The 17,453-nt window shown below is 38.6% G+C and carries 19 protein-coding genes; 11 read left to right on the top strand and 8 right to left on the bottom strand.

The window, feature by feature from the left end; genetic code table 11:
- Positions 1-26: 26 nt before the first annotated feature.
- Positions 27-476 (bottom strand): redox-sensitive transcriptional activator SoxR, encoded by a 450-nt coding sequence (soxR, locus tag QUE09_RS16885; protein ID WP_286234045.1) that lies wholly within the window; start codon positions 474-476, stop codon positions 27-29.
- Positions 477-711: 235 nt separating this feature from the next.
- Between soxR and QUE09_RS16880 the strand changes: the two genes are divergently transcribed.
- The 3 genes from QUE09_RS16880 to QUE09_RS16870 all read left to right on the top strand — a co-directional run bounded on the left by QUE09_RS16880 (position 712) and on the right by QUE09_RS16870 (position 5,291).
- Positions 712-1,167: a VOC family protein gene (locus QUE09_RS16880; RefSeq protein ID WP_286234044.1), complete on the top strand. Its 456-nt coding sequence runs from the start codon at positions 712-714 to the stop codon at positions 1,165-1,167.
- Between the two features lie 8 nt (positions 1,168-1,175).
- Positions 1,176-1,706, top strand: coding sequence for a flavodoxin family protein (locus QUE09_RS16875; RefSeq protein ID WP_286234043.1), 531 nt, complete (start codon positions 1,176-1,178; stop codon positions 1,704-1,706).
- A 144-nt stretch (positions 1,707-1,850) separates the two neighbouring features.
- Positions 1,851-5,291 carry a hybrid sensor histidine kinase/response regulator gene (locus QUE09_RS16870; RefSeq protein ID WP_286234042.1) on the top strand — a complete coding sequence of 1,147 codons (3,441 nt, stop codon included), beginning with the start codon at positions 1,851-1,853 and terminating at the stop codon, positions 5,289-5,291.
- A gap of 28 nt (positions 5,292-5,319) precedes the next feature.
- Here QUE09_RS16870 and QUE09_RS16865 read toward each other — a convergent pair whose 3' ends face one another.
- The 4 genes from QUE09_RS16865 to coaBC form a co-directional block, all read right to left on the bottom strand.
- On the bottom strand, positions 5,320-5,979 hold the full coding sequence (locus QUE09_RS16865) for a response regulator transcription factor (RefSeq protein ID WP_286234041.1): 660 nt from the start codon (positions 5,977-5,979) through the stop codon (positions 5,320-5,322).
- Positions 5,980-6,068: 89 nt separating this feature from the next.
- A complete protein-coding gene (locus QUE09_RS16860; RefSeq protein WP_286234040.1) occupies positions 6,069-7,535 on the bottom strand; it encodes an aminoacyl-histidine dipeptidase in 1,467 nt (488 codons plus the stop codon).
- A 101-nt stretch (positions 7,536-7,636) separates the two neighbouring features.
- A complete protein-coding gene (gene slmA / locus QUE09_RS16855) occupies positions 7,637-8,221 on the bottom strand; it encodes a nucleoid occlusion factor SlmA (RefSeq protein WP_286234039.1) in 585 nt (194 codons plus the stop codon).
- Positions 8,222-8,284: 63 nt separating this feature from the next.
- Complete coding sequence (gene coaBC, locus QUE09_RS16850; protein WP_286234038.1) at positions 8,285-9,493, bottom strand: bifunctional phosphopantothenoylcysteine decarboxylase/phosphopantothenate--cysteine ligase CoaBC; 1,209 nt, start codon at positions 9,491-9,493, stop codon at positions 8,285-8,287.
- An 89-nt stretch (positions 9,494-9,582) separates the two neighbouring features.
- Here coaBC and radC point away from each other — a divergent pair, with 89 nt between their 5' ends.
- The 6 genes from radC (at position 9,583) to rpmG (ending at position 12,421) form a co-directional block, all read left to right on the top strand.
- Positions 9,583-10,254: a RadC family protein gene (gene radC, locus QUE09_RS16845; protein WP_286234037.1), complete on the top strand. Its 672-nt coding sequence runs from the start codon at positions 9,583-9,585 to the stop codon at positions 10,252-10,254.
- Between the two features lie 95 nt (positions 10,255-10,349).
- Positions 10,350-10,655: a PilZ domain-containing protein gene (locus tag QUE09_RS16840; protein ID WP_286234036.1), complete on the top strand. Its 306-nt coding sequence runs from the start codon at positions 10,350-10,352 to the stop codon at positions 10,653-10,655.
- Positions 10,656-10,728: 73 nt separating this feature from the next.
- On the top strand, positions 10,729-11,397 hold the full coding sequence (locus QUE09_RS16835; protein ID WP_286234035.1) for an AAA family ATPase: 669 nt from the start codon (positions 10,729-10,731) through the stop codon (positions 11,395-11,397).
- Positions 11,384-11,767, top strand: coding sequence for a hypothetical protein (locus QUE09_RS16830; RefSeq protein ID WP_286234034.1), 384 nt, complete (start codon positions 11,384-11,386; stop codon positions 11,765-11,767). Before QUE09_RS16835 ends, QUE09_RS16830 begins: the two co-directional genes overlap by 14 nt.
- A 251-nt stretch (positions 11,768-12,018) precedes the next feature.
- A complete protein-coding gene (gene rpmB / locus QUE09_RS16825; protein WP_286234033.1) occupies positions 12,019-12,255 on the top strand; it encodes a 50S ribosomal protein L28 in 237 nt (78 codons plus the stop codon).
- 10 nt (positions 12,256-12,265) lie between these two features.
- Positions 12,266-12,421 (top strand): 50S ribosomal protein L33, encoded by a 156-nt coding sequence (gene rpmG, locus QUE09_RS16820; protein WP_044834320.1) that lies wholly within the window; start codon positions 12,266-12,268, stop codon positions 12,419-12,421.
- A 66-nt stretch (positions 12,422-12,487) separates the two neighbouring features.
- On the opposite strand, the gene QUE09_RS16815 is transcribed toward rpmG, so the two are convergent.
- The gene (locus QUE09_RS16815) at positions 12,488-12,871 is read right to left on the bottom strand and encodes a response regulator (RefSeq protein WP_286234032.1); all 384 of its coding nucleotides are present in this window, start codon (positions 12,869-12,871) and stop codon (positions 12,488-12,490) included.
- 274 nt (positions 12,872-13,145) lie between these two features.
- Between QUE09_RS16815 and QUE09_RS16810 the strand changes: the two genes are divergently transcribed.
- The gene (locus QUE09_RS16810) at positions 13,146-14,318 is read left to right on the top strand and encodes a trypsin-like serine protease (protein WP_286234031.1); all 1,173 of its coding nucleotides are present in this window, start codon (positions 13,146-13,148) and stop codon (positions 14,316-14,318) included.
- A 63-nt stretch (positions 14,319-14,381) separates the two neighbouring features.
- Complete coding sequence (locus tag QUE09_RS16805) at positions 14,382-14,720, top strand: hypothetical protein (protein WP_286234030.1); 339 nt, start codon at positions 14,382-14,384, stop codon at positions 14,718-14,720.
- Between the two features lie 48 nt (positions 14,721-14,768).
- On the opposite strand, the gene QUE09_RS16800 is transcribed toward QUE09_RS16805, so the two are convergent.
- On the bottom strand, positions 14,769-15,716 hold the full coding sequence (locus tag QUE09_RS16800) for a tetratricopeptide repeat protein (protein WP_286234029.1): 948 nt from the start codon (positions 15,714-15,716) through the stop codon (positions 14,769-14,771).
- A gap of 27 nt (positions 15,717-15,743) precedes the next feature.
- On the bottom strand, positions 15,744-17,417 hold the full coding sequence (locus tag QUE09_RS16795; RefSeq protein WP_286234028.1) for a M1 family metallopeptidase: 1,674 nt from the start codon (positions 17,415-17,417) through the stop codon (positions 15,744-15,746).
- Between the last annotated feature and the right edge of the window lie 36 nt (positions 17,418-17,453).

Genomic DNA, 17,453 nt, shown 5'->3' with positions numbered 1-17,453 from the left:
ATATGGTGTAGACCCACCAACGAAACCTAGGGCTTATTTACTTTATCCAAAATAACTGGACCACTAGCATGATCACCTAAGGTATCTTCCGGGTTATATAGCGGGCAGCTTGTCATCGATAAGCACCCGCAACCAATACATCCACTCAAGTAATCTCTTAACCTTTCCATATAAGCAATTCTTTGATTTAACGATTGTTGCCATTGGCTAGCTAATCGTTGCCAATCTTTAGTCGTAGGTGTACGACTATCAGGTAACGTGGCAAATGCTTGCCTTATTTCTTCTAAGTTTATGCCCATTTTTTGCGCCGCCTTTATGACCGAAATACGTCGCAGTACCTCAGGTTTGTAGCGACGTTGATTGCCAAGATTACGCCAACTGGTGATTAGCCCTTTTGACTCGTAAAAATGTAATGTCGATACTTTTACGCCTGCTCGTTTTGCGATCTGTCCAACGGACAATTTTGCTTCTTGCATTTTCCTGCTCTTCACACTTTTTTATTACTATAAGAAAAAAAACACTTTACCTCAACAAAGGTTGAGGTTTTATGCTTATGTTTAACAATAAAAAACAGGAGCTTAAAAAATGAAATCTCAATTAATCACTCATAATGAAAAACATTTATTCGAAGGCATGACGGTCTTTTATCGACGGTATTTCGCCCTTTTTAATCAAACAATGACACATAAATAACACATTCATGGAGGCAAAATGTTATATCTTGAACATATAAATTTGGTTGTTAAAAATATTCCTGAGACGTTAGCTTTTTATCAAGCGGCGTTTCCACATTGGCGTGTAAGGGGTGGTTCAAAACAATCTTGGCACGGTAAACAAAGAAACTGGGTTCATTTTGGTGATGATTATCAATACTTAACATTTAATGATAGAGGAACAGGTGAAAACCGAGATCTTAAAAGTACTACTCTAGGTTTGGCTCACTTTGCGTTTGCGACGGCCAATTTAGATGCCCTTATAGAGCGTCTAAATAATGTTGGTTTTAAGCGTGCAAGTGGTGGAGAAATATTGCCTCACAGAAAAAATGCCTACTTTATTGATCCAAATGGTTATGAAGTCGAATTTGTGCAATATACCAGCGATGTACCGTCACTTCGTAATGAATACATCTATCCACAAGAAAGCGTCTCGGCAATTAAAGGAGTATAGGTTGAGGTATGAAAACCATGATTATAACGGCAACATCTAACCCAATAGGTAATACTGTAAAGTGTGCACAGGCATTGGCAAAGTCGCTAAATGCGACAGTTTTATCGCTAGATAACTATCAGATTTCATTTTACGACTATCAACATAAAAATAAAGATGATGATTTTTTAGCGATTGCTGAACGCATGAGTCAGTGCGATTTAATTGTTTATGCGAGCCCCGTTTATTGGTATGCCATGTCTGCGCAAATGAAAGTATTTTTTGACCGACTGTCAGATCTTATGACCGTGAGAAAGCCCTTAGGTAGAAAGTTAAAAAACATACGTAATGCAGTTATCTCGACAGGGGCACAAGCGTGTGTTCCTGATTGTTTTGTCGAACCCTTTAAATTGACAGCAGAATACTTTGAAATGGAATTTTTAGGTAATTTTTATTTGTCTATGCGGCAGGATACTGTAAGAGCTGAAGGTGATCGGTTAGCACATTTTATCGCTCGCGTTAGCACGACACTACAACAAAGAAGTGTAGTTTGTGCGTAAAAAGGCATGGCCAAAAATGAAAGAAGTTACTGGCTATAAACTGAAAAATAATCAGTAACTGTTCTTTATTAGACAAAAATCTAATTGATTTTAGGTGTATTATTTGGAAACTTAGTATATTGATAATTCATCTTGAGCGAGAATATGTTTCCAAATTGGCAGTTAACCCTGATCAGTATTAGTTATATCGGGTTGTTGTTTATTATTGCCTATTTAGGTGATAAATATCGTCACCGTCTTGCAAAAAAAGGTCAAAAGTATATTTATGCCTTGTCACTGGGCGTTTATTGTACCTCTTGGAGCTTTTTAGGCACCACTGGCCAAGCATCTACTAATTTTCTCTCACATATTCCCATTTATCTCGGGCCTATCATTATCTTTCTATTCTTTTGGCCATTTATTCAACGTATTATTCGAATCAGCTTAAAATTAAATTTAACGTCAATAGCTGATTTACTAGCATCGAGGTTTGGCAAATCTCACAACTTAGCCATTATTGTTACGTTAGTCGCTTTAATAGGCACAATGCCTTATATCGCATTACAATTAAAAGCGATTGTTTATTCTTTTCAACAGTTACAAGCAACCAATGTGGTAAGTACGTGGGGGTTTGGCTTAATCGTAAGCCTTGTTCTGGCTGGTTTTACCGTTATGTTTGGCATACGCAATATTGATGTTACAGAGCGTCATCCCGGCGTGGTCCTCGCTATTGCTTTCGAAAGCTTAGTGAAATTGGTTGCCTTTTTAGCCGTGGGTCTATTTGTTAGCTTTGTTTTATTTGATTCTCCGGGAGAAATTTGGCGACAATCAGGCGCTAATGTACAGTTATATCAAAACTTTAATACACCTAACCTTCTGTCTATGTCAGCAATGCTGATTATTGTGATGGCGGCGTTTTTGTCTTTACCACGACAATTTCAAGTCATGGTTGTTGAGCTAAAAGATGAAAAAGACACGTGGCTTAGCCGTCGAGTCTTCCCTATCTATTTATTAGTATTTGCGCTTTTTGCAGCGCCTTTAGGTTTAGCGGGTGATTTACTTTTAGGTGACTCTGTACCCGCAGATACCTATGTGCTTTTCTTACCCTGGATTGAGAAACAAACTTGGCTAACGTTAGTGGCATTTTTAGGTGCGATTTCAGCGGCGAGTTCCATGGTAATTATTTCTTCTATTGCACTCAGTACTATGCTTAGTAATGAAATTGTCTTTCCGATGCTCTTTAAATCAAGTAAAACAAGACATACCGATTACGATAATTTTCGCCACCGTTTATTGAAAATACGCAAAGTGTTGGTACTCATGGTGATAATGCTCGGCTATGGCGTATTCTTGCTAGCATCACCTGATACCCTTAGCTCGCTAGGTGAAATTGCTTTTGGTGCTTTTGCGCAATTAACACCAGCGTTAATTGCCGCATTTTATTGGCGACGAGCAAGTTTAACAGGGGTTTATGGTGGCATTTTAGTCGGTTTCTTACTTTGGTTATTGTTAAACTTTTTACCGCAATTTGGTTTTTATCAACAACCGTTTAGCGATGGTTGGTTACCGCCTGCTAGTACTGCCAACTTACTCAGCTTAGGTGTTAACGTATTTGTGATGTGGGCGTTATCCAAAATTAGCAGACAAAGCGTTCAGGAACGAGTACAAGCCTCGGTATTTCTTGAGTGGCAGTCACCGGGCACACAAGCAACGGCACGTAAAAGCCGTAAAATTGATAGCCATGAACTAGAGTTATTAGTTTCTCGTTTTGTTGGCATACAAAAAGCGGTTGATAGTTTTGCCCAGTTTCATCAACAGTACGATAAGCGTTCATTAGGTCTTGCAAGCTACAATCAATTGTTGTTGCAACATACTGAAAGTACGCTTGCGAGTGTCATGGGGTCGTCATCGGCACAACTCGTTATATCTTCAGCCTTAGATGGGCGAGATATCGCTTTAGATGAACTGGCGGTGTTAGTTGAGGACGCTTCAAATCAAAAGCAACAGCAAATCCAAAATTTGCTCCAAAGTGCTATTGAAAATGCCAGTGAAGGTATTTCTATTGTTGACAGTAAACTGAAACTCGTTGCATGGAATAAAAAATATCTTGATATTTTTAAGTATCCCAAGGATCTGATTTATGCTGGGGTAAAAATAGAAAAGCTGATTCGATACAACATTGCTCGCGGCTTAATTGGCGCAGGAGATGTTGAAGAACAAGTGCGTAAGCGTATTGAATATTTGCGTTCAGGTAGCCCGCATAGTTCAGAACGAGAGCATGACAACGGACAAGTTATTAGAATCGAAGGAAACCCTTTGCCTGATGGTGGTTTTGTTATGATGTTTTCTGACATCACCGCGTATCGGCATGCCGAGCAAATGTTAAAAGCGGAAAATTTTGATTTAGAGGAAATTGTACAAGAGAGAACACAAAAACTTGAACAAGCGAATGAAGCTTTAGAGGCAGCACGTGAAAAAGCGGAACAGGCACATATTAAAAAAAGTCTTTATTTAAAGGCGTGTAGCCACGACTTAATGCAACCGCTAGAAGCGGCACGGTTGTTTACATCGGCGTTGGCAAGTCAGGATAATTTAAATGACATACAGCGAAGACAAGTTACAAATATCGATCACTCTCTGAAAGTAGCTAACGATTTACTGTCTGACTTGAGTGAAATTGCACGTATTGAAAGTGGAAACATTAAAGCGCACATTGAAGCGTTTCCGCTGCAAACGCTATTTAGTGATTTGAGCCAAGAATTTTCCGCGTCAGCACAAGATTTATCTGTGCAATTTAAGGTTTCTTCGACGTCACTATGGGTAAAGTCGGATAAGCATATGTTACGACGTATTCTTCAAAATTTAGTTGGTAATGCTTTTCGGTATGCAAGTCCTGGTAAAGTGTTACTAGGAGCAAGATGTCGAGACGATCAAGTTGTTATTCAAGTGGTTGATAATGGCCCAGGGATACCAGAAGATAAACAACACTTGGTTTTTGAACAGTTTACTCAGTTAAATACGCCCCAGGCGTCTGGCAGCAGAGGATTGGGTTTAGGGCTAAACATTACACAAAGTTTGGCCAATATTTTAGGACACCAGCTTGGGTTAACATCCAAATTATCTGAAGGTTGTAGCTTTTCAGTGGCGTTAGAGAAAGCAGATAAGAACTTTCAGCCCGTGATTGAAAAACCGCAAATGAGTGTTGGCTTTAGTGATATTACCGTTATGTGCATTGATAATGATCCTGATGTGTTAAGTGGTATGGTGGAGTTATTAACAGCATGGCAATGTAACGTTCTTGCGGCTGAAACATTTGAACAGGCGAAAGCATTATTTTCAGAACATTGTAATGAAGTAGAAATACTTTTGGTGGATTACCAATTAGACAACGATCAAAATGGTCTTGAGTTAATTCATGTTATGCGAGAGCAATCAACGCATTATATACCCGCGATATTGATTACGGCCACTACAGACGAAGACATCGAAGAAAAAACGCAAGCGGCTGATGTAGGGTATATGCGAAAACTTGTTAAACCCGCGGCATTAAGAGCAATGATGAGTGCGATGTTATCGAAACGATTACAGGACAAATATCTCACTTAAGCTAAGGTGAATGAGCCATCGACAGTCATTAATCTTCAGTGAAATTTTGTTCAGTAAGCTCTAATTGGCTAATAGCAATCACCGCTTGGGTGCGGTTTCGAACATTTAGTTTTCTAAATATTGCAGTTGCATGCGCTTTAATTGTTGCTTCAGAAACATTTAAATCATAAGCAATTTGTTTATTTAACATGCCTTGAGCAAACATCATCAAAATTCGATATTGCTGCTGCGTTAAACTGGCGACACATTTGGCGATATCTGTATTTTGCTCGGTGTTATCGCACGGCACAAAAGATTCTGGTAACCATATATCTCCCATTAACACCTTTTGGATGGCGGCAAAAATAGTATTAACAGGAGTCGATTTGGGCACAAAGCCAGCGGCACCATATTTCATTGCTTTACCAATGGTATCTTGATCTTCATGAGCAGAGACAACCACTACCGGTATTTGCGGGTAATGGTTTCTGACATGAATTAAAGTGTTAAACCCATGTGCGCCAGGTATATTTAAATCAAGTAGTAGCATATCTGCTTCTTGATTTGCTTGAAGTTGCTGCTCTAACTCTTCTATTGTTTGAGCTTCTACCCACTGTGTTTGCGTCAGCTGTACTTTTAATGTGTCTAATAAAGCCTGTCGAAATAATGGGTGATCATCAGCTATTATAATTTGTTGTGGCTGGATCATATTATGTATTCCAAAATTATTCCCCAAAAGAAGTATAAAGGTATCTTATAAAAAAGCTTATTAGACACAAGTCTAACCGATTTTTATCACTAAACAGCTTTTTTTTCAGGTATTTTTTTCAGCACTTCAACTAATAATTGCCAATACTTTTCTACTGAAGCAATGTGCACTTTTTCGTCAGGAGAATGAGGAAATTTAATCGTTGGCCCAATTGAAACCATATCCCAGTCAGGGTAAGCAGATTTAAATAAACCACACTCTAATCCTGCGTGAATGACCATAACCTCAGGTAATGCACCAAATAGCTCAAGATAGGTATCTCGTACAGTTGCCATAATAGGTGACTCAGTATTAGGTTTCCAACCAGGATAAGCGCCATCAAATGAGATGGTGGCGCCCGCGAGTTGAAAAACTGAACGTACCATTGATTCTACGTCTGCTCTGCCATCATCGTGCAGGCTTCGAATAAGGGTCATACACTCAAAGCGTTGGCCTTTTGTTCTCATTACCCCGAAATTAAGTGATGATTCAACAATACCTTCGATATCATCACTCATTCTGATCACACCATTGGGGCATCCATTAATGGCATTTAGTATCTGTGACTGGCATTGTTTCGTCCAACATTGGTCAAACTCTTCTGGTGAGATCAGCAACATGTCGATATCAGTTTCGATGGCTTTTAAATTAAAACGAATTGCTGATAAATAATCTGCTAAGCCTTGTTTCAACGCTTCGATATACTGATTTTCTATGACAAAACTCGCCTCAGCTTCTCGTGGAATAGCGTTACGCAGACTACCGCCATTAAGCTCGGTTAACTGTATGTTGTAACGTTCTGCGGCAATTAGTAAAAATCTTACTAATAATTTGCACGCATTGGCACGCCCTGTATGTATATCAACGCCAGAATGACCACCTTTAAGGCCTGATATTGATAAGTTAAATGCCGTTGTATTATTTTTAACTGGCTCAAAATCTAACGAAAATTTAGCGGTGCCATCAATACCACCAGCACAGCCCATATATACTTCACCCTCTTGTTCAGAGTCAGTATTAATCAAGATATCGCCCTGTAACCAATTAGCTTTTAAGCCAAAAGCGCCAGTCATGCCTGCTTCTTCATCAATGGTGATTAAAACTTCTAATGGGCCGTGTGCAAGGTCATCACTGGCTAAAACAGCAAGTGCCGAAACTAAACCAATGCCATTATCAGCACCTAGTGTGGTGCCATTAGCCGTAACCCAGTCTCCATCAACGTATGCTTCAATTGGATCGTTTAGAAAGTCATGCTCTTTGTCGTTATTTTTCTGGGGGACCATATCCATATGGGCTTGCAGAATAACGCCTTTTTTGTTTTCCATGCCTAGCGTAGCGGGTTTGCTAATTAATAAGTTACCGACCTCGTCTTCACTGACGGTTAACTGTTTACTTAATGCCCATTGTTGTATCCACTGTGATACTTTTTGCTCATGTTTCGATGGACGAGGTATTCGGCATAGTTGCTCGAATAACTGCCACAGAGTTGTAGGGGCGAGCGCTGCTAATTGACTCACGATTTATATTCCTATTTGATGATGCGTTAGAAAAATTTTTATAAGTATATATACAAAGAAGCACCGACAAGTCAGTGCTTTTTATTCTTTATGGTGCAATATTATTTGCTTGCCATTAAAAAGAGCCATTGATCATTAAAGCTCTCACTGGGTTTTTTATCAAAGCCGGTGCGTACGTATTGGCAAATTTTACCTTCAGCGAAAGCGACCAGTATATTGGCTAAGGCGAGTTCTGGAATCTCAAAGCCTTTACCTTCTCGGAGTTTTCGTTCTCGTAGTACTTGTTTGAATTGAGATTCTAACTTTTCAAAGAACTGATTAACTCTCGCTCTTAATCGCTCATTTTCACCCATTAACGCATCACCCGATAAGATGCGACACATACCTGGATTACGCTCTGCAAAAATGAGTAATACGTGTAAAATATGATGACATCTTACTAGTGCTTCTTTGTGGTCAGTTAAAATTAAGTTTACACGAGAAAAAATAGACTCTTCGATAAATTCAATTAGACCTTCAAACATTCTAGCTTTTGATGGAAAATGTCGATAAAGCGCCGCTTCTGATACACCCACTTGCTCTGCAAGTTTTGCGGTAGTAATACGTTGCCCTGGACTTGTTTGCAACATTAACGCTAAGCATTCTAATATTTGCTGTTTACGATTAGGTTTGGCGGAACCCGACATATTGATTCTTCTCTGATTTTTATGGTTAACGAATATGTTTATCTCAAGATTGTACCGATAAACTCAAATATTTTCATCTAGTTGGCGCTTAATGATAGCGACTAATTTATCTGCAACGGATTGCTTGTTGGCAAGCGGAATATCAATTGTTTCATGATGAGTAAACACCGTGAGCGCATTGTCATTACTATTAAACCCCTGCCCTTGCTGGCTGACATCATTTGCCGCGATAAGATCTAAATTTTTTCGTGTAAGTTTATCTTTGGCATATTGTGCTACATCTTGCGTTTCGGCAGCGAAACCAACAACAAAGGGCTTTTGTGCCATGTTAGCAATACTGGCCACTATATCGGGGTTTTTCACCAGCTGTAATGTCAAATTATCATTTTGCTCGGTTTTTTTTAGTTTCTGTTGAGCAATCTCAGCGACGCGATAATCGGCTACGGCAGCACAAGATACAAAAACTGTTGCCGCATCGCTATGTTTAACCGCTTGTTGATACATGTCTTGAGCGCTTTCAACATAGCGTATATTGCAACCAGCGATCGGCGGCAGGTTTACTGGGCCTGAAATAAGCGTTACTTGAGCGCCAGCATTGATTGCTGATTGAGCTATAGCATAGCCCATTTTGCCGGAGCTATGGTTTGAAATGTAACGGACAGGATCGATTGCTTCTCTTGTTGGCCCAGCAGTAATGACCCAATGCTGTCCTGAAAGTGTTGCAGGAGAAAAATGTTGGCATACCTGCATAACAATGTCATCTACTTCAATCATGCGGCCAAGACCAATATCACCACAGGCTTGCTCACCGCTGCCAGGTCCCCATATTAATGTGTCACGTGTTAATAATGTTTTTACATTATCTTGTGTTGCTTTAGCATGCCACATTTGTTGGTTCATTGCTGGCGCAAGTGCAACAGGCGCATCTGTCGCTAATATCAAGGTGCCGAGTAAATCATCGGCAATACCATGGGCTATTCGAGCGATAGTATTTGCACTTGTAGGAGCGATCAATAATAAGTCGGCCCACTTTGCGAGTTCGATGTGACCCATGGCAAGTTCTGCATCAGTGTCTAATAAACTATCTGATACTGAATTACCTGAAACGGCTTGTAGCGTAAGTGGTGTTATGAATGCCTTAGCGCTTTCTGTCATTACAACGCGCACATTTGCACCGCGCTCTTTAAGCCGTCTTACAAGTTCAGGTGTTTTGTAGGCTGCAATGCCTCCTGTGATACCAAGAACAATATTTTTATCTACAAGTTGTTGCATATCTACTAAGTCAGACTATTTTTGATCGGTAGCGTATTAGAATATCACTAAACCACACTATTGAAAATTGCTAAGCAAAGGATGCTGCTATGTTGAAGGATTGGCCAATAATGGAACAGCCAAGGGAAAAACTATTGTCTTTGGGTTCACAGTCGTTATCTGATGCAGAACTACTGGCTATTTTTATTCGTACCGGTGTGCAAGGAATAAATGTTGTTGACCTGTCACGTCAACTTTTAAAGACCTTCGGTAGCCTTTCTGGCATTTTTAACGCGTCTCAAGAAGAACTTTGCCAAATAAAAGGATTAGGGAATGCAAAATACGTTCAATTACAAGCGTGCTTAGAAATGGTGAAACGTTGTTTAGCGGAAGAGCTTGTGCGAGGAGAAACATTAACAAGTTCACAGGCGAGTAAAAACTTTTTAATTGCTCAGTTACGCCACGAGTTTAGAGAAGTATTTGCTGTTTTATTGCTGGACAGCCAACATCAGGTTATTCACTTTGAAAAGTTGTTCTACGGTACATTGAATGCAGCAGCTGTTTATCCAAGGATTGTCGTTGAAGTGGCTATTCGTCAACATGCGAGTGCCGTTATTTTAGCCCATAACCATCCATCAGGCGTTGCTGAAGCAAGTTTAGCTGACAAGCAGATTACGCAAACATTATCTGACGCCTTACTTTTGGTCGATATCAACGTGCTTGATCATATGATTATCGCTGGGCATCAATGCTACTCGTTTGCTGAACATGGGCTACTTTAATCGGGTAATTGATTAAAAAGTGGCTGATTTTCTTGCATAGCTGCGAAATGAGCGGTAATTTTAAAGTATCTGATGTAAAAAGGTAGGGCATGCATATGACAGAACAAGATGATGCACGTATTGAGCGACGAAGGTCGTTTAGATTGGATATGGAAAAAGAACTCGTCAATATTCAATGGCAAGATGATACGGGACAAGAATTTAACAAAACTATTGCATGCCTTGACTTTTCGAAAGGTGGATTAAAACTCGATTGCGATCAAGCAATTCCGTTGAATGTAAAAGCAACCGTTATCTTTAAAGCGGCCGCCCCGCAGAGTCAGTCTTTGACTGGTCAAGTTGTCAGATGTCTAAAACAAGATACTGGTTGGTATGAAATAGCACTAAGACTTGATAACTAAACGCTTGGGATTAAGTTTTGGTCTATACTTAATAGTCTTCGCATAAATAGTAGTATTAGAGGGAATCAGCAATATGATGATTTTAGTTGGTGGTGAAAAAGGTGGCAGTGGCAAAAGTTGTTTAGCCCAAAACCTCGCAGTTTATTTTGCCAAGATTAAAAAGGGTATAGTGTTAATGGTTGACTGTGACCCACAACGCACTACTTCTGATTGGATTCAGGCTCGAAATACGGACCCTTCATTACCCGCTATAAATTGTATTCAATTGTACGGTAAGATCCGAAATGACTTATTGAGTTTGAATCAACATTACGATTACGTGATTGTTGATTGTGGTGGGCAAGACAACCTTGCACTTCGTGCGGCTATGTCAGTTGCTGATCATGTTATTATTCCATTAAGACCAAAACGACGCGATCTTAAAACAGTACCACATATGGAAGATATGTTGAGTACTTGTAAAATGGTCAACCCTAAAATGTTAGCATCGTTTGTGGTTACACAGTGTCCAGCATTGCCTACGCAAGCAAACCGTATTCTTGAAGCAAAAGATGTTTGTAGTTCATACGGTATAAATGTGTTAAATTCAGTGACCTATAATCGCAATATATACGATGATAGTGAAGAAAGTGGCTCATCAGTACTTGAAATTGATAGTGAAGGTAAAGCTGCTGCCGAAATAATTGCAATTGCTGAAGAATTAATCGCTATGAAACCGGATAACTCGCATGAGTTTAACTGATTTAAAAAAAACCAAGGACGGCGATAGTAATAAAAAGAAGAAGAACTTTACCGTTGATGACTTTATTGCGGATGCTGAAAATTACGCGAAAGGTCGTCCAACGTTAGTAAGTGAAGGTATTAATCGCCCTGCAAATTTAGAAGAGGCGTTGGCTGCCGCTACGCAGTTAGATAAAGTTGAAAAGAAACAAAGAAAGCCTTTTAGGCATGCTACTTTTACCTTGAGTGAAGATGCGATAAATCAATTGCAGGCTTTATCTAAAGATACTAATCTGGCCAAATCGCACATCATACGTATTTTAATTAATGAGCTATGTAGTGACGAGCAACAAAAAAAATTAACGAAGCTTTTAGCCTCTAATGTAGACTAAATTAGTTTGTTTGCTCGCCATAAAGTATATATTTTATGCGAATAGTGTTAGGTAAATGATGTTTATTCTTAACTTTTTTCTTCTTAACTTGCTGATATAAAAGGTTTAAATATTATTTATCACCAATAAGTCGATAAGTGCTAGATTTAAGCAAACACTTTCACTATAATATGCCACCTTTTTCAGGATCCCAAGGCGACGGCCATGGGGAATTGTAGCTCGAGCTGAAATTAATTTTTGGAGTGACTCACATGTCTAGAGTTTGCCAAGTAACCGGCAAGAAACCAGTTGTAGGGAACAATCGTTCTCACGCAAGAAACGCCACTCGTCGTCGTTTCTTACCTAACCTTCAAACCCATCGCTTTTGGGTTGAAAGTGAAAATCGTTTCGTTAAATTACGTTTAACTCCGAAAGGAATGCGTATTATCGATAAGAAAGGCATTGATGCAGTGTTAACTGATATTCGTGCCCGTGGCGAAAAAGTCTAAGGAATAAATCATGCGTGATAAAATTAGATTAGTTTCAAGTGCTGGCACAGGTCATTTTTATACTACTGACAAGAATAAAAAGACTATGCCTGAGAAAATGGAAATCAAAAAATTTGATCCAAAAGCTCGCAAGCACGTAATGTACAAAGAAGCTAAAATTAAGTAATTTTAGTTATCTAATTTAAAAAACCCGGCCTAGCCGGGTTTTTTTTGTTTTAAATAAAGTGCCGTATCAATGCCAAGGCATATGATAGTCAATATTTGTTCTTAATTGTTTTGGGTCGATGGGTTTAGTCATGTAAGCACTCGCACCAACATTTAATGCTCGACGCATATCTTTTTCATCGTTTGAACCGGATATGATTAATACGGGTATATCTCGTCTACTTTCTGATTGTTTTATCCGTTTACAACATTCAAAGCCATCCATATTGGGCATACTGATGTCCATTAGAATCATGCTTGGTTTTATTTCAGTTAAAAGTTCAAGGGCTTGAATACCGTCTTTTGCGATATGTATTTTATGTCCTAAATCTTTAATTTGATTACATATGACACGAATGTTGGTAGAGCTATCATCGACGATAAGAATACTTGATGTTAGTTGGTCATCCATAACACAGTTACTCGAATTGTTTACTTAATATTAATAAGCTTAGAACAAAGTTGCTGAACTGACCAACAAAGACGGCAATGATTGTGAATATAGGAGAGGAGTAATAAAGTGGCATTTGTTAATCATGTGTAAATGTGTCAAGATTTTTTACAGTATAAAATTAATAAATAGTTAAGAATTTGTAAAATAAAAGAAAATTTAGGTGGCTTATTTTTTGCTTTAGTGTTTATTGTAATAAATATGTTAAAAATATATAACAACAAAGAGAATAAACATGTCACATTTTAAATCTAAGACACGTCAACTTGTCGGCGCAATTTCAGTAGCGTCACTTACGTTTATGGGTCAAGCAAATGCAGATCTAATCGGTTTAGATATCGATAATTCTAACGCTCAAGCGTACATTGCAGCAGGCAATGGTGATAATTCAAACACGCGCGAAGATAACCTAGCGAGTATCACTGATCCGAATAATGCTTCTTCACCTTTTAATGGTGTCGTTAGTATTTTTATTGAATCGAGTCGTGGTGGCTTTATTTGTACAGGTGCAGCATTAAATAAACGCCATATATTAAGTGCCGCCCATTGTGTTGATGAGAATGATCAAGGTCAAGTGATCAATTTGGCTAACCCAGACAACCGTGTACGTGTTGTCTTTAATAGTGATGGCACTGCTAATGATATAATCACAGCACAAAATGTTGATATGCACCCAGACTATAACGGCTTTAATATCTGTTCAGATGGTACTTCTGGATGTTTAAATGATGACGTTGCTATTATTGAGTTAGATCGTGATATTCCTGAAGGTACACAAACCTACGATCTATTCTCTGGCCAAGTTTTTGATACCTTAAACCTGTCTTCACAAGGTGGTGGTGACGGTTCACTCTTTACCATGGTAGGTTATGGTACTCGTGGTGATGGTTATTCTGGCTACTACGATGATGCATTAGGTTCACCTGATTTCTTTTCTAAACTTGTTGGTCAAAATATTGTTGATGCGATCAGTTTTGATGATGACGGCTCTGGATTAGCTGAAGTATGGCATGCAGATTTTGACGGAACTTATACCGATAATGATGATAACTTTGGCGGTGGTGCAGGCGCAGAATATGACTTAGACTTTTTCTGTGCAGTATATGACATCTGTAGCTCTTGGTTACCAGAGGGTATCGAAGCAAATATTGGTGGTGGTGACTCTGGCGGTCCATCATTTGTATTTAATGCGTTAACTGGTCAACTTGAAATCGCAGGTATTAATACCTTTGGTGCGCCTACATCACCTATTGCACCAGGTGCATATGGCGATCGTTTTGGAGGCATTTTGATGAATCCTTATGCTGACTGGATTAATTATCAAGTGTCACAAGTACCAACACCAAATTCAATATTATTATTTGGTTTAGCGTTGGCAGGTTTAGCTACTGCGCGTCGTAAAGCATAGTTGAAAAGTAAACTGAAGATGAAAAGGCTAGCACTGTGCTAGCCTTTTTTAATGGAGGGTACTGTGTTTAACAAAGTAAGTTTATTTATAATAATGTTATTAGCAAGTACGAATATTTTTGCGCAAAATGCGGGAAGCATGGACTTACCTAAACAACCTAAAACCTATCGCCATCAATCATCAAGTGAGATAGCATTAAACGTCTTTGTTGATGCTCAGGGACAAGCATTGGAAGTGAAATTAGCTAACCCTAAGCAGTATAATACTTTCTCTGAATTTGCATTACTACGTGCTAAAAAGCTAACCTATCCAATAAAGCTAGTGAAAGGTAAACCCGTTAAATATTGGCTAAAAGATTACAAAATTTCGTACTCGGTTGAATCGAAGTCGTCGACAAAATAAAGCACCTTACAGTAGGTAGTTATTTAGATATTGAAATGATCGTATTGCCTAGCAGGCTGTAAGGTCGTTAATGAGCTTGTCATAGTTGGCTTGACTTGTAATCGGTAACCGCGCTTTATCAATAGATGAGATTAATTGGTATGCTTGGCAATATTTTTGTTGTTGAAAATATACCTGACCAAGACGAAATTTAGTGAGTAGTGCCTTATTGTTATCTTGCGCTTGTTCAGAAAAGGTTAGCGCGTTTTTGAAATAAAAAGCTGCTTTATCTAATTGTTTTAATTGCTCATGGACATCAGCAAGATTGAATCTAACCACCGCTTGTTGTTGCTTATTGCCAAGTATGTCACTCCAATAAAGGGTCGTCTTCCATTGCGCTTCTGCTTCATTTAGTTTATTTAGTTTATTTGCGGTATGCCCTAAATTACCATGTAATTCCATTTGAAAAAGCGCGTTTTTACTGTCTTTATATTTTTTGGCTAAGTCAGATAAAAGTAGATAAGCCTGATTTTTGTCGCCATATTGCATTTGTAAATTAGCTAATTCTACTAAGCGCATAGGCGAATAAAAAACCTCATTCATCTGCTTAAGTAATGTCATGGCTTTATCGACGTATGTTCGTATTTTTTCTTGTTCTTCAAAAGCACGAAGTGATTTCGCATGATAAATATAAACAGTAATTTTAAAGGGTATGGGCAGGCTTTGTTGGTCTATCCATTTCGATGTTTCTTCCCTTAATTCCTTATTACGTTGTAAATTGAAAAGTGCAACAAAGCGATATTGCAATAAGTCGTATTTAACTAAATTACTTTGACTATATTTTGATAATTCGAGTTCAACATGCGATAAGCAATCGACAGGAGAAGTCAGACAAATATTCTCGATAGAGTTTTTTTTAACAGTGTCTGAAGTTGTATATGGTAAAGGATGAGCAACGACTGCTTTGAATATGCAAAGAGTTAGCCCTGCCCAAAGCAAAACTAACGTTTTTAACAATCGTTGCCCCATTTTTCATACAGCCGTTTAACTACCTAGTATACTCATAGTATTGATGTAAAAGTTTTTATCAACAACAAAAGTTGGATTTTTACTACTTATTTGTACATTTGTCCATGTCGTTGTTGGCGTAAGCCATTGTACTTTTTCGTTTATTTTTACTTTTACTGGCATATTAAAACCAGCTTTAACATTGCTCCAGCGAACGCGTAATTGGTCATCTTTTAAGAAATATTCTAAGGTAGGTACTCTATTGTCACGCAAATATTGATCAAATACGTTGGCGAGTGATTTACCTGTTTTATTTTCGATGTATTGTTCAATTTGCTGCGTTGTCACCGTTTTATGATAAAAAGTTTTACCTAGTCCACGCAGTGTTTCTCGCCATAATTCATCATTATCTACTAGTTGACGTATTGTGTGCAGCATGTTGCCACCCTTATCATACATATCGCTCGAACCTTCACTATGGACGTTATATTCGCCAATGATCGGTTTTTGGTTTTGTATGTTTATACGCTGACCAAGCGTATACTTGAAGGCTGATTCTTTACCATAGTGATATTCCAAAAATAAGCTTTCTGAATAATTAGTAAAACTCTCATGGATCCACATATCAGCAATATCTTTGCTGGTGATACTATTGGCAAACCATTCATGGCCAGTTTCGTGAACAATGATAAAATCAAAGCGTAAACCTTCACCTGTTAAGCTGCGATCACGACCTAAATAGCCATTTTGATAACCGTTGCCATAGGTCACTGAACTTTGATGTTCCATGCCTAAATATGGCGCTTCTACAAGCTTGTAACTATCTTCATAAAAAGGGTATGGGCCAAACCAATGTTCTAATGCTTCGATAGTACGTTTAGCATCTTTAAATTGTTTCTTCGCTTTATCTAGATTTTCACGTAGTACCCAATAATCCATATCAAGCTGGCCTTTTTCACCTTGATATTTTTCGCCAAAATGCACATAGTCGCCAATATTAATATTCACGCCATAGTTGTTAATTGGGTTAACGACTTGCCAGTGATATGTTTTGGTTTGTTTTTCTTTGTTGTGATCTATCGCTAACAGGCGACCATTTGAAACATCGACTAAATGCTCTGGCACTTCAACACTCATTTTAATACCACGATCAGGTTCATCGTAACCATGGTCTTTATTTGGCCACCAAATACTTGCGCCAATACCTTGATTGCTTGAGGCGATAAAATCCACGCCATTGCTGTCTTTTGACCACGTAATTCCACCATCCCAAGGAGCTCGTACTGCAGTTTTTGGCTGGCCAGAAAAGTGCAGTACAATTGCTTGTTCACTGCCTATCGGTTGCTCACTAATTGTCTCGATAAAATAGCTAAAACCATCTTTTTCTATTGTTAATGAGTCACCATTTTGTGTGGCTTTAGTAAGCTGCATTGGTGGCTGTAGTTCAATTTGTAAACGTTGTTTTTTATCCAAGACGCGGTAGCTCATGGTGTTAGTGCCGGTAATCGTGCGCACTTTTGGGTCTACTTCGATTGATAAATGATAATGACTTAAATCCCACCATTGTCTCTCTGGGGTGATAGAGCCGCGTAACACGTCTTGACGGGTTGTTTCACCATTAGTGCCAAGTAAATTGTCAGCCAATACTAAGGGAGCGTTAAGTGTTAATACTGCACTTAACATTAAGGTGTTCAAGGAGATTTTTTTCATACTCATATCTTCGTTGCTTGTCTGTGTATACTGTAT

This window comes from Thalassotalea sediminis, from assembly GCF_030295915.1.
GTDB classification, from domain to species: Bacteria; Pseudomonadota; Gammaproteobacteria; order Enterobacterales; family Alteromonadaceae; genus Thalassotalea_C; species Thalassotalea_C sediminis.
This window is presented reverse-complemented; position numbering and strand designations above follow the sequence as displayed.